Genomic DNA, 13,228 nt, shown 5'->3' with positions numbered 1-13,228 from the left:
TCCAGACACAGATTACGTGAAATAGCTTTTTGCGGAGTGTCGCAAATAAACACGGCCGGAATTTCTCCGGCCGTGTTCAAAGGATTATCTGTGTGCTTAACGCACAATGTGTACGAATCCGGTTTCCGTCTGGCTTTCGCCTAAACAGTTTTGAAAAGTACATACCCAGTAATATACACCTTCCGATGCTGCTTTGCGGTCGAAATCGCCAAGCCATTTCACTGTCGGATCTGTTGTTTCAAACATCAGTCGCCCCCAACGATCGTATATGTGAAGATCAAAACCGGTTGATGAAGGAGTGCCTACATCAAAGGCGTCATTAATGCCATCGGCATCGGGCGAGAATACGTTTATGGGCTGGAATGCCCCGCCGGTGCCGGCATCAACCACAATTGTATCGCTTACCACACAGGGGCCGATAGTCATTTGCAGCCAGTACGTACCGGCTTGTGTAATTTGTATGGCTCTTGAGGTATCGCCGGTGCTCCAGAGGTATGAATTACCGGGGAAATTGGGTTGCAACTGGGTCGGTTCGCCGGGGCAGATGGTGAAGTTATTGCCCAGATCGGGCGGGGTAAGCGGCGCAATCACAATGGTATCACGCGCCGAGCAGGAAGCGGTGTTTACTTCCACCCAATACGTGCCCGGCTGTGTGGTGGATATACTCTGTGTGGTAGCGCCTGTACTCCACAGGTAAGCAGCCCCGCCCACGTTTGCCGATAGTGTAAGCGGTGCGGTGTTGCAAATTACCGTATCGGCACCAAGATTAACCGGGAGCTGGCTCACCACATCAATTACAATGTAGGCAGTATCCATCGGTTTGCAGCTGCTGGAGTCAATGGCAATAAGCGTTACAGTGTAAGTTCCAACTGCCGTGTAGGTATGCGTGGGGGCCGTTTGCGTGCTTGGTGGTGAATTATCGCCAAAGTTCCAGATGTAGCTGTTGCCCGTACTGCCGTTGTTGGTAAAGCTCACGGTGTAGGGTACGCAGCCGGTATCGCTGGGTGCGGCATTGGCCACCGCCTGTGTGCCCACGGCTTCAAAGTCGATTTTAAACACGCACACATCCCAACTAGGGCCCGGCCCTAAATTGTATGCATTGGGTTGTGTGGGAAAACCGCCACCACCCTGACACACGGCATGATATACAATGCCCTGCGGGTCGAAACGGCTGGTGCCGCCGTCCACATGGTATGCGCCGTAGTAAGTAGCAAAAATCAGCGACTGTGCATCGCGCTCAAGCACGGCCAGGTAACAGTTGCCCACTGAGGGGCCGGGATAAAATGCATTGGGTGTGGCCGGGTAGGCATTGGCACCAAAGCCGGCGATATATACGTTTTCGCAAATATCCACCAGAAATGCGCTGGGAGTGAGTGCCGAAAAGGAAGTGCCATCGCCAATTACGGTTGAATAAATGAGGGAGGTGTAAAGCGGATCAAATTTTACCACAAACATGGCGCTGCCTGGATTGCTGTACACCCCGGCGCTAACCGGCATAGCGCCCTGCGAGGAGCCATAGACATACACATCGCCATCGGCGTCCACATCAAGAAAATAGCCGATTTCGGCCGAAGGTGTGCCAATAAAGGTGGCGGCCGTTACGGCACTGCCGTTGGGTGTCAGATGCACGGAATAAGCGTCGGAGCCTCCCTGCAATGTGGGCTGGTAGGTGCCCGCCGTGGCGGGGAAGTTGGCGCTTGAGGTGGTGCCGCAGGTAAACACATCGCCGTTTGCCGCCACGCGCACGCCCAGACCCGAATCGTCGCCGGAGCCGCCTACAAACGTACACCAGTTCAGCGTATTCAGGTTGGCACTCAGTGAAAGCGCCACTGCATCCTGCTGCCCGTTCAGGGTTTGATCAAATGCGCCCTGTGTGGCCGGGAAGTTCGACGAAGAACTTGAACTTGAAATCACTGCATTTCCGGAGGCATCCACCACAATTTCGCCCCGCTGCTGGTAGCCGAATGCGGTTTGGTCAAGCCCGTCAGAACCGCTGCCGCCCACGTAGGTAGAACCCACCAGCGCCGAACCTGAAATGTTTAGGTGAGTTACCAGAATGTCGTCGCCGCCGTTGTGGCTGGCATCGTAGCAGCCGGCGGTGGTGGGATAATCGGTTGATTGTACCGAGCCGAAGATGTAGAGTTCTTCGTTGGTGTGTACAAACATACTGTGTACATATTCGGCAGCCGAGCCGCCCACGTAAGTAGCCCAAAGCAGCGCCGATCCGGTGGAGTTGTATTTGCTGATGGCAATATCCACGCTACCGGCAAAAGTAAGGTCGTATGCACCTGCCGTTACCGGATAGCCCTGTCCGAATGAGCGTCCGCCCGAGTAAATATGTCCTTGCAAATCATACGTGGCTGAGTGGCCGTAAGTGGTTGAGGTAGAGCCGGAGTAAGTGGAAGCCACAATTACCGGGTCAATAACCAGCGGGAGCCTGGTATTGTAACCGTCGGGAAATTCAAAGCCAAGTACATCACCTTTCAGCACATAGCGGCAGTTTACGGGTACACGCTGGCCGTTGTTTAGCTGCCAGGCCACAGGTGCCTGTTCAGTAATGGTGCCGCTGTGTGCATCAAGCAGTAATGTGCCCTGCGGAGAAAGCCGCACCTGTATGCCGTTATAGCGAAGTTGAATCAGTTCTGCACGCGCACCTGCATTAAGCAGGAAGTCGTATTTGAAATTGGTGCCGTCGCCATAAGCCTTCAGGGAAATGCCCGGATATAATTCCTGATAGGTTACGGCATTGTACCGGGGCACATTGCCTGCCCATTTGGTGCGGTCGTTGCCAATGAAATAGTTCGAATACTCTTTGCGCTGCCCCTGCGGAACTACCGTGGCATTGCGGTTTGCTCCTTCAAACTCCACATACCAGGCATGGCACTTTACTTTCTCATTGTCCGATTGGTGTGCATTGCCTGCATGTCCGTTTGTATGTGCCGACTCGTGGGCGTGAAACTCTTCGTCGTGAATACGGTTCAGGTCGGCCAGACTGTGCGTGGTCCAGGTCAGCCGGTCGCTCTCCAGCCAGACAGAACCACCGGATACATTGGCTTTGTATAATACCTGTACAGGCCATTGGGCCAAATTCTTTTCATAATAAACCGCAGCCTGTGTGTGTTGTGGTGCCTTTGCGGGCAGCCGGCCGGCTGACTGAGCATATATTCCAAATCCCCCAAGCAGGGTAATGCCCATAAAAATCTGACGTGCATACATAAGTTTCATTGTTTTACCGTTCACAATTTACAATACTATTTACGACTAAAACAAAAAAAGACACGAAAAGATCTTTCGTGTCTTACCTATTCAGCCTGAAATTAAAGGGCGAATTAATCCGGCTTTAATGTCTGCTACTTGGTGTCTTTACCAATGCTCACTTTCATCAGTCGGGTTTCTTCTTTATTGAACATCAGATACAAGTACACCCCATAGTTGGCAAAGCGGTAGCTGTTTTCCGCATAACTATCGGAAATTTTCCATTTTTTCAGCTTGGCTTTTGCCACACTGCCACTCAAACCGGGAATAAGATTCAATTTTCCCGCTTTCAAAGCACCTGTATAATTATCACTAAGGTTGTAGATATTATCATCTACGTTACGGTCGAGGAAAAACTGCACTTCACTCACCGTGCCTGATGGTTTTTCTCCGTTTTTCTTTTCAAAAATTACAATACCTTTCTTTTTATAGATATGGAGTTTATTAAATCCCACAAAAACAGAATCAGGTGCTCCCAGTTCATTGAGCAGCGGTGCAATCTGCCAGTTAGAAGAGACAAGGATTTTATTTATGCTAAAGCCTTTTTTGGAAACACCCGCTGTGGTTGATCCGCCTGTTCCGGCTGCAAAAGAAAGCAGGGTAATACAAAAAATGCCGAGCGCCAGCAGTTGGGGGATTTTTTTCATAGTGGTTCTGGTTTGATGAAGTTGCAAGATAAGCATTCTTCAGTTTTTTAGTTTTTTTCCACCCGGTCGTCCGTCACACTAATCATGCCTGAGTCGGCCATTTCGCGGATTGTTTGTACCACTTCTTTCTGCTGGGTATCCGGAAAGTGCAGGATGAGTTTTTCCAGCATTTGCGGCTGGTTGAGCAGGCTCATTATTTTTTGTGCAAGTGTATCGGTATTTTCGTGTGCTGTATTTTTTGCAGTGCGGCACACATCACATTTTCCGCAGTCTTCGGCCTTTGTTTCGCCGAAATAGTGCAGGAGTGTTGACTGACGGCAGCGGGTGTTATCCGTTACAAACTCCTGCATGGCTTTCACGCGGCGTTCGGCAGCAAGGCGGCGTTCGCGCAGGTGTTGCGGCGAAATGTACAGGTGTTTTGCATCCGCACGCTGGCTTATGAAAGTAAGCAGCGGTTGTTCGTTTTGCGGCAGGTAGCTGATCAGGTCGTGTTTCTGCAAATCGTTCAGCCACTGCACCACATCGCGCACCGGGCGGCCCAAACGTTTGGCCAGATCAAACTCGCTTATTCTGGTAAACTGGTCAAACAATCCCGAATAGCTGCGCAGCAGGAGTTTGATAAACGGTTCGTACACGGCGTTGGCCACTTCAAACTTATACAGGTTTTCGCGTGTGGTAATAATCATTACCCGTGCCGGCTGAAAAATGGCTTCGCTTACGGCAATATAGCCTTCGCGTTCGAGAAATTTCAGGCTGTTGAACACGGTTACTTTATCCAGCTTGTAGGTATCGCAAAGTTTCTGCTGGTCAAATATCACAGTAAGGCCTTCGCCGGCGCCTACGGGCACTTCGTATAAATTGGCAAGTGCCTGATAGGTGCGTTTTATCTCGTCGAGCGGTGGAAATGCGGCTTCAAGGTGTTCGTTCAGCTCGTCGAGATCGCGTTTGTGCCAGAACAGTGTGGCAAAGGCCGGCTGTCCGTCGCGGCCGCCGCGCCCGGCTTCCTGAAAATAGGCTTCGGGGCTATCGGGCAAATCGAGGTGGGCCACGGTGCGCACATCGGGCTTGTCTATGCCCATGCCGAATGCGTTGGTGGCCACCATTACACGCACTTTGTTGGTGAGCCAGAGTTGCTGGCGTTCGGTGCGCTGCTGGGGCGTAAGTCCGGCGTGGTAATACGTGGCCGTAATGCCCTGCTGGCTCAGGAATGCGGCAATTTCCTGTGTGCGTCGGCGGCTGCGCACATATACTACGCTGCAGCCGGGCACCTGTTGCAGCATGCGCAGCAGGCGGGTGGGCTTGTCGTCGGTTTCGCGCAGCACGTAGGAGAGGTTGCTGCGCGCAAAGCTGCCGCGTATAATGCGGTGGCCGGGTTTAAATTCAAGCTGTGTGGCAATATCGGCCACCACTTCTTCAGTAGCCGTGGCGGTTAGCGCCATTACCGGCACATCGGGCAGCAGTTCGCGCAGTTCGGCAATTTGCATGTAGGGCGGACGAAAATCATAACCCCATTGCGAAATGCAATGCGCTTCGTCAACCGCCAGCAAGTTCACATTCATACGCGAAATGCGCACACGCGCAATTTCCGTTTGCAACCGCTCGGGCGATAAATACAGGAATTTGATCTTGCCATACACACAATTATCAAACGCCACATCAATCTCACGCTTGCGCATGGCCGAGGTAATGGCAATGGCCTGAATGCCCCGCCGTTTCAGGTTCTCCACCTGATCCTGCATCAACGCAATCAATGGCGACACCACCACACAAATGCCCTCCATGGCCAAAGCCGGCACCTGAAAACACACCGACTTTCCTCCGCCCGTAGGCAAAAGTGCCAGCGTATCTTTGCCCTCCATCACGCTGCGGATAATGTCTTCCTGCAGCGGACGGAAGTTTTCGTGGCCCCAGTATTGGCGGAGAATGGCGTGGATGTCTTGCATGGAAATCGTATATCAAATCTACACAATACATCGTCGGCAGAAAACAATATTTTACTACGCAGGAACGAACCATTTTCACACATCAAACAACCGTCCGCTCCGGCTTTACGCTGCAAGTCCTCCCCTGACGAAAATTATCCGGGTGCGGGCTTTCCTCCCGCAATTTCTGCGGGAGCAATCCGGGTTAGATAATCAACCACCTGTGCATCAAATAACCATACTAAACTCCCCGCAAACTCATCGCCATTTCCACCTGCCTCAACACCTTTGCAAACCCCTGCTTCGTCAAAAACGCCACAGCCTCCACCGCCGAAACATCCACATTCAACACCGAAAGCGGTTTGTCGGTTTCCATGCGCACCGCGTCAATCAAAGCCGTGGCTATGTGCATACGCCTGAACATTGCATCAGTAGCCAACTGAATAATGCGGCCGCTTGCCGGGTTAAACACACAATACCCCTTCAACACATCCTCCTCAAAATATCCGAGTGTGGTGTACAACTCACCGGCGCGTACAATGCTTTCGTGCGTATGCTGCCAGGTGGGTGCATGGTGGTACCATTCACCGGCGTGTAAAATGTGGGCGCTGCATTTTCTTACCGCATGGTTATACGCTCCGGGTTTTGCTTGCTGCTCTTTAAATATATCCACCACACGCAATTCCTGCAAACCGGCATGTACATAGCTTTTGCGCGCCGCAGTGTTGTGTTCCATTACTTCCAGCAGCGAGTACTCAAAACCTTCCGACCGGTGCCGCGGAGTAATAAACGCATACATTTTTTGCGTAAGTGCATGGCCGCGATATTCGGGCAACACGCCAGTGCCTCCGTTCCAAACCGTGCGGCGGCCGAGGTATAAGTCTGACGCAAAAAGCATGAAGCCCACTAACTTTCCCTCATCAAATGCGCCTGCCGAAATGCTCAGGTCAATGCCTTCGGTACGCATTTTTACTGCCAGCGATTCGGGCGTGAATGAAATGGGCAGGGCATAGTTGGCAAACGAATAATTAAACACATTTACAAGTGTGTGCAATGAAACCGGCGTGAGTGTGGCAAATTCAATTTTCATTGAGTAAATTATTGGAGCAATACGTTTTCTGCATGTTGTGCAATCTGCGGAATAAAATTATTCCATCATCTACTTCTTTCGATTACCTGCGAAAATAAAATACCTCACCACAAATTTCGTGCAGTGAGGTATTTTATCATTCGCAAAAAAGTTAATTATGTCCGCCGTCGGTGGCTTCGCAGTTATCGTGCATAAACGAATTTGATTCTTCGTGGAACGGGAAATTGGTGGTGTAGCGGCCGCTTTCCCACCAGAACTTGCTGCGCTTTTTATCGCCGGTAGTTACTTCATGCATGGTTTCGCAGTCGTACATACGTCCGTTTACTATGGTATATTTTACATACTGGGAGTTGTAAATATCCTCAAGCGGATTTTTATCGAGCACAATTAAATCGGCCAGTTTGCCGGTTTCTATGCTGCCAATGGCGTGATCCATGCCAATGTAGTGTGCACCGTTCATGGTGGCGCAGCGCAGCGCCTGCATGTTGCTCATGCCGCCCTGTGCCAGCATCCACAATTCCCAGTGTGCGCCCAAGCCTTGCAGCTGGCCGTGTGCGCCAAGGTTTACCTTCACACCGGCATCGGCCAGTTTTTTGCACGATTGCGAAATGAGGATGTGTCCGTTTTTGTACTCCGCATCGGGAATCATGGTGCGGTGACGAGCGCGCGAGTCAATTTCGCCACGCGGGTAGAAATTGAGCAGGCGGTTGTTTTCCCACACATTGCTGTGCTCGTACCAGTAGTTTTCGCCGTTCATGGCACCGTATGCCACAATGAGCGTGGGTGTGTAGCCGGTTTCCGATGCGGCCCAGAGTTTCACCACATCATCATACACCGGTGCCACCGGAATATTGTGCTCAATGCCGCTGTGGCCGTCCAGAATCATGCTCATGTTGTGGTAAAAGAACGAACCGCCTTCGGGCACCACCATTACGCCGAGGTTGCGCGATGCGGTAATTACCTGCTGGCGCTGTTCGCGGCGCGGCTGGTTGTAGCTTTTTACGCTGAATGCACCGGCCGACTGATTGCGATACACCGCCGATTTTGCATCGTCGTAGCTGTTAATCACCGCTTTAAAATCGCCTTCGGCACCGTACAAAATCCAGCCGGTAGAGAAAATGCGCGGCCCCACCATGTGGCCGGCTTTCACCGCTTCCGACTGCGAAAACACCATTTCTGTGTTCGACGATGGATCGTGTGTGGTGGTTACGCCAAAAGCAAGATTGGTGTAGTAGCTCCACTGCTTTTGCGGACTAAGCCCCTGGCGGAATGTGCCGAGGTGGGCGTGTACGTCCACAATGCCGGGCATAATGGTTTTGCCTGCACAGTCAACTGTTTTGGCGCCGGCCGGAATGCTAACCTCGCCGGTTTTGCCCACAGCGGTAATGCGGTTGTCGGTTACCACCACGGTGCCGTTTTCAATTACCGTGTTGTTTTTATCCATGGTAATGATGCGCGCATTGGTCATGGCCACCACGCCTTTGGGCTTGTCGCTGTTCAGTTTCAGGGCAATGTCGATGCCCACGGTATCAAGGCCGGGCAGCGAATCGGGTGCGCCGGGCAGGAACTCAAAACAGTTGGTGAGGCTGCGCGAGAAATAACGGCGGCCCAGTGTCCAGTGCAGGTTTTTGCTGTCGCCGCTCCAGTGCAGGCTCTGGCCGGCATCGCGCGTTACGCAGAACGAAGGCACCTGCCCCATGTTTTGATCGAGTTCGAGCGTTTTGCCGTTGGCCGGAAATGCGCACACATACACCTTATGCAGTTCGCGGAACGCAAGCCATTTGAAATCGGGGCTGGGCATAATTTCCCACGCATAGGTTGATGAAGCCAGCGTTTGCATTTTATGTGTGGCCAGCTCAAAACTGAAAAGCTCTTTGTTGTCGCCATTGTCTATGAAGCAAATGAGCTTCTTACCATCGGCCGAAAAGAGCGGACGTGTGGCACCGTTGTAAAACTGAAACTGCGCCGCACCGCCGGTAGCTGCAATGGTGTAAATGCCCGGCTTCACCGAAAACGCATAGCCCTGGTGGTCGTTGCCTTCTTCTTTCCAGTAGGCAATTGTTTTCGCATCGGCGGAGAAGGATGGTGTGCGGAAAATGCCTTTTTCGCTGGTTACTTTCACCGGTTTTGCTTTCGGTGTTTTCATGTCAAGCGTCATTACCGCGCCGGTTTGTTCATCGTCCCAGCTTACGTAGGTAAGTTTTGCTCCGTCGGCCGAGAACATGGGCTCAAATTCAAACGCAGTTCCGTCGGTAAGGCGTGCGGGCGTGCCATCGGGCAACGTTTTTTTCCAGAGGTAGCCGGCGGCGTTAAACACCAGTGTTTTTCCATCGGGCGAGGTCACGGCATGACGGATCATTCTGGCATCAAACTGATCGGGAGCGGGTTCCTGTTTAAAGCGCAGGGCCTTGTACACGCGGTGTTTGGCGGTAACGGTAAAGGGAATATCGGTGGCGGTTTGGTTAGCCACATTTACTTTGCGGATTTTCCCGCCCGCCCAGATAATAATGTGCTGGTTATCGGGCATCCAGTTAAAGCCGGTGTACACGCCAAAAATGCACCAGGCTTCCTGCTGGTCTTTGCTGAGCTGATCATAAACCGGCCATTCTTCGCCGGTTTCCATGTCGTGCATAAAGAGCACCGTTTTTTCGCGCACGCGGCGCACAAAGGCCAGTTTTTTTCCATCGCGCGAAATCTGCGGACGGAATGCGCCGCCGGGGCCGCCGGTTACACGCTCGTTTTCGCCGGTTTCCATGTCGTAGCGGTTAATGACATAGATCTGATCGTTAGGATCTTTGTTGTACTGGAAATAACCGCCGGGATACATGTCTTCGCTGTAAAAAAGCGATTTACCATCGGGCGAAAGCGAAGGTTCGTTTACGTCCTGCTGGCTGTTTTTCTTTTTGGTAAGCTGGATGCCGTCGCCGCCGGTAATGTGATACATCCACATCTCGCCTGCACCCAGCGAGCGGGTAGAGGTGAAGTGCTTGCGTGCAATGAGGTAATTTCCGTCGGCACTCCACACCGCATTGTTCAGCAGGCGGAATTTTTCCTGTGTAATTTGTTTTGCGCCCGAACCATCGGCATTCATGGTCCAGATGTTATCGCCGCCGCCGGCATCAGACGTAAAGCATATTTTCTTTCCGTCGGGACTGTAGCGCGGCTGCGATTGCCAGGCATGTCCGTTTTGTAAAACCTGTGCAGTACCGCCGGCCACGGGCATCGAATAAATATCGCCCAGCATATCAAACACAATCGTTTTTCCGTCGGGACTTACATCCACGTTCATCCACGTGCCTTCATTTACGGTAAAGGAGATTTCCTTGTATTCGCCCGGCGGATCGTTTACGTCCCATTTCTTGGGTTTGTCGGCGCTGGCGGCGGTAATGATTACTGCGGTTGCCAGCACGGGCATCGCAATGCGGATAAATTTCAGTGTCATACTTTTTTCGGTGTAATGAATGGCATGGGAAATCGGTGCAAATTACTGAAAATAGGGAGATGGAATAATCCTTTCCTTCAACTGATCCGGGTATGGACAGAAGCAATTGACAGGCAGGATTATCAATGAACAGGAAAGTGCGTGTACATCACATCCGAACGCAATACGTATTTAGCACCCGACAATACGGGCTTTCCTTCGTGTTTTTGTTCGTGAATGAAACAAAGTGCTGTTCCGGTTTCGGGTTTTATTTCCACCTCATCAAATGCCGTTTCGCCACCTTCAAAATCATCATTCAGATAGATCATAAAAGTAATGCGGCTTTCTTCAAATGCACTTCGTCTAAAACGTCCGTCGATATGGCGTTTGAAACGCTGGCTGGAGCTGTATTTGTAAAACCTGAACATTTCATTGAGTCCGGAGGCTTTCTGTCCATCAATTTCATCGGGGCAGTAGTGCCGCAGACTTTGCCAGAATTCGGCGGCCAGTTCGGCGTTCGGGTAAAGCAGGCGGTAATTGTTACGCAGGCCTTTCATCATTTCGGCACCCGTACTGAAATTTACTTTTGCTTCTTCGTATCCTGTTGTTTCGCTTAAATGAATGAGCGAGGCACAAACGGTTTCGGGAAGAAAGTGTTTGATTGTCCAGATGGATGGTGTATGTGCGTGCAGTTGCATAAATCAAAAAAAATCCCGTTCAGCAAGATTACTGAACGGGATGTTAAAGAACGGGGAAGGATCAGAATCCTACTTTCGGAGTCGGTTTCTGTTCGATGAGAATGCCGAGGCAGGCACCATCTTCGGCCTGACCTTTAGCAGGGCCGGCACCGGGAATGCTGATCATGATGTTCATGTTGCGGGTGCCTTCGCACGAGAATTCCATGTGCTGGGCTTTGTTGTCGGTGGCATTGTCGTAAAGCACTTCTCCGGTTGTGGCGTCGGTAAGTGTAAATGCAATATCAGAACCAAGTGAAGCATCGCCGCAAATGGAAATGGAGTAGTCAAAACCGGCATAGAAAACGGCTTTGAGTTTTGATGAAGTTCCTTTTGCAAAGAGGCCGCTTTTCGACTGGGAGTTGTAAATGAATCCCGGTTCGGAAGCCTGACTGCAGCCACGGCGGCGGTGAAAGTTATTGCAGTTTGCCTGCGAAGGCAAATCAACCGATATGGTCAGAAATGCAGCAGCAAGAACAAGCGAGAGGGCTTTTTTCATGGCTTCTGTGTGTTTTTTAGAGTGTGCAGAGGATTGAGATTATTGGGCTGCGATAAAGCTGTTGCGGATTTCAGTAACCTTAGCTTTAATTGCATCAAACTGTTCTTTGGTGATGGAGGTTTTGTTTCCGCCGCCAAGTACGCGTTTGCCGTTGGTGGTTTTCATGCCGCCATCCTGTTTTGCGGTGGTCAGCGCATCAAAAAGCCCTTTGAGTTCACGAAGCTGCGTGAGTGTGGCTTTCACATCGGCATTGTCTTCGTGTTTGCTCATGTATTCGATAAGGTTGTCGAGCGAGGGTTTCTGATCGGCAATGCGTTCGGCGGCGGCTTTGTCTTTTTCAAAGTCTTTCACGGAGTTGCTCATCAGGTAGAGCGATTCAACCCAGCCACCGGCCAGCATGAGGCTGAGGTCAGCTCCGCGTCCGTTTGCGTCGAGGTTATCAAACGTAGAAAGATAAAGGTCGTTTGAAACAGCCACCAGCGAATCGGGGTTGCCCACGTTTTTGCTGATGCGTTCTTTATCTTTTTCGTTCAGCCCGGTAGTTACCTGTAAACGGTCGCTCATGCGCATGCTGGTGCCGAAGTATTGGGCCACGCGGTTGCTGAGGTTTTGCGAAAAGGTGCAGCAGTAAAGCAAATCGGCCGAATACACGCCCATGTTGAGCGCCTGAGCCTTTTTGGTTTCGTATTTTTTCTCGTTATCGGGCGAGTTGAGCAGATCGGCGCTGGCGCTGCCGGTGCCTGCCTGTTTCATAAAGGCAAACATTTCGCCGGGCGAGGGCACCTGCGCGTATTCGCGCGTGGGCATTGGCTGCACCGAATCGGTGGCGCCAACCGAATCGGTGGGCTTATCGGTGGCCGAATCGCCGCCACACGAAGCAAGTGTCCACAGCAAAAAAGCCGCAGGAATGAGGCTCAGGGCCGAAGTCGAATATTTTTTCATCATAAAGCTAAGGTGAGCTTGATTATGTGCTGAACAAAAATAACGTTTTTTCCATGCAAAATACGTGATAATTCACATCGCGGATTTTTAGAGCAATGCACTATCTTTCGGCCAATGAACCGCCTGCTGCTTATTTGCCTGACCGTTTTGTCGGCGGCCTGTTCGGCTCCCGCACCCGGTCCGCGCGAGGGCGAACTGGCCAGGCAATACAATGATTCACTGCTTGCACTCTGGCAGGAACTTGAACAGCCCCGCGCAAACTGGGCGGCTTTAGTGGCCACCAACGTCTCTTCCGATATTTCACGCGCCGCAAAAGCCTACATGGCCAAAGCCGATACATTGGCCGGTATCCTCACCGAGTATCCCGATTTTGAAGCCGACAGTTCATTGCGCTTTGCCCTGCTGCAACTTGTGAATGCCACACGCCTTGCCGCCGAACGCAGCCGCCACACTTCCGCTTTACTGCAAACCGATAACACCGTAGCCGCCGAAAACGGCGACACCATCCTCTTTACCGACAGCCTCCTGCTCCACGACACCGCCGACCCCGAAGATGCACTGGCCCGCCGCTATCTGGCCGCCACCCGCAAAACGGAAAAGGATGAGCTGGCGGCCTGGCTCAATTTTTTGCAGGTGCAGCAGGCATTTGCTGAGCGGCATGGGTTTGTGCTGGCGCGCAAGCGGAATGATTCGTTGTGGCTGGGGGAGTAATTAATTA

The 13,228-nt window shown here is 51.7% G+C and carries 9 protein-coding genes; 1 reads left to right on the top strand and 8 read right to left on the bottom strand.

What is annotated here, in order from left to right:
* Positions 1–96: 96 nt before the first annotated feature.
* The 8 genes from IM638_09535 to IM638_09500 all read right to left on the bottom strand — a co-directional run bounded on the left by IM638_09535 (position 97) and on the right by IM638_09500 (position 12,513).
* Positions 97–3,225 (bottom strand): gliding motility-associated C-terminal domain-containing protein, encoded by a 3,129-nt coding sequence (locus IM638_09535; protein MCA6363269.1) that lies wholly within the window; start codon positions 3,223–3,225, stop codon positions 97–99.
* 125 nt (positions 3,226–3,350) lie between these two features.
* Positions 3,351–3,902: a hypothetical protein gene (locus IM638_09530; GenBank protein MCA6363268.1), complete on the bottom strand. Its 552-nt coding sequence runs from the start codon at positions 3,900–3,902 to the stop codon at positions 3,351–3,353.
* Positions 3,903–3,949: 47 nt separating this feature from the next.
* Positions 3,950–5,845 carry a RecQ family ATP-dependent DNA helicase gene (locus tag IM638_09525; GenBank protein MCA6363267.1) on the bottom strand — a complete coding sequence of 632 codons (1,896 nt, stop codon included), beginning with the start codon at positions 5,843–5,845 and terminating at the stop codon, positions 3,950–3,952.
* Positions 5,846–6,065: 220 nt separating this feature from the next.
* On the bottom strand, positions 6,066–6,914 hold the full coding sequence (locus tag IM638_09520; protein MCA6363266.1) for a GNAT family N-acetyltransferase: 849 nt from the start codon (positions 6,912–6,914) through the stop codon (positions 6,066–6,068).
* 151 nt (positions 6,915–7,065) lie between these two features.
* A complete protein-coding gene (locus IM638_09515) occupies positions 7,066–10,329 on the bottom strand; it encodes a PD40 domain-containing protein (GenBank protein ID MCA6363265.1) in 3,264 nt (1,087 codons plus the stop codon).
* 149 nt (positions 10,330–10,478) lie between these two features.
* Positions 10,479–11,033 carry a 2OG-Fe(II) oxygenase gene (locus IM638_09510; protein ID MCA6363264.1) on the bottom strand — a complete coding sequence of 185 codons (555 nt, stop codon included), beginning with the start codon at positions 11,031–11,033 and terminating at the stop codon, positions 10,479–10,481.
* Between the two features lie 61 nt (positions 11,034–11,094).
* Positions 11,095–11,568, bottom strand: coding sequence for a hypothetical protein (locus IM638_09505; protein MCA6363263.1), 474 nt, complete (start codon positions 11,566–11,568; stop codon positions 11,095–11,097).
* Between the two features lie 39 nt (positions 11,569–11,607).
* Positions 11,608–12,513 (bottom strand): hypothetical protein, encoded by a 906-nt coding sequence (locus IM638_09500; GenBank protein ID MCA6363262.1) that lies wholly within the window; start codon positions 12,511–12,513, stop codon positions 11,608–11,610.
* A gap of 111 nt (positions 12,514–12,624) precedes the next feature.
* Here IM638_09500 and IM638_09495 point away from each other — a divergent pair, with 111 nt between their 5' ends.
* Complete coding sequence (locus IM638_09495) at positions 12,625–13,221, top strand: hypothetical protein (GenBank protein MCA6363261.1); 597 nt, start codon at positions 12,625–12,627, stop codon at positions 13,219–13,221.
* Positions 13,222–13,228: the final 7 nt, after the last annotated feature.

The organism is Bacteroidota bacterium (genome assembly GCA_020402865.1).
In the GTDB taxonomy this organism is placed as follows: Bacteria; Bacteroidota; Bacteroidia; order Palsa-965; family Palsa-965.
Note: the sequence above shows the minus strand (reverse complement) of the source record. Positions and strands in the feature narration are given on the sequence as shown.

Coding starts and splice junctions, on each gene's coding strand:
- IM638_09535 (MCA6363269.1), bottom strand. CDS start 3,225: ATGAAACTTATGTATGCACGTCAGATTTTTATGGGCATTACCCTGCTT.
- IM638_09530 (MCA6363268.1), bottom strand. CDS start 3,902: ATGAAAAAAATCCCCCAACTGCTGGCGCTCGGCATTTTTTGTATTACC.
- IM638_09525 (MCA6363267.1), bottom strand. CDS start 5,845: ATGCAAGACATCCACGCCATTCTCCGCCAATACTGGGGCCACGAAAAC.
- IM638_09520 (MCA6363266.1), bottom strand. CDS start 6,914: ATGAAAATTGAATTTGCCACACTCACGCCGGTTTCATTGCACACACTT.
- IM638_09515 (MCA6363265.1), bottom strand. CDS start 10,329: ATGCCCGTGCTGGCAACCGCAGTAATCATTACCGCCGCCAGCGCCGAC.
- IM638_09510 (MCA6363264.1), bottom strand. CDS start 11,033: ATGCAACTGCACGCACATACACCATCCATCTGGACAATCAAACACTTT.
- IM638_09505 (MCA6363263.1), bottom strand. CDS start 11,568: ATGAAAAAAGCCCTCTCGCTTGTTCTTGCTGCTGCATTTCTGACCATA.
- IM638_09500 (MCA6363262.1), bottom strand. CDS start 12,513: ATGATGAAAAAATATTCGACTTCGGCCCTGAGCCTCATTCCTGCGGCT.
- IM638_09495 (MCA6363261.1), top strand. CDS start 12,625: ATGAACCGCCTGCTGCTTATTTGCCTGACCGTTTTGTCGGCGGCCTGT.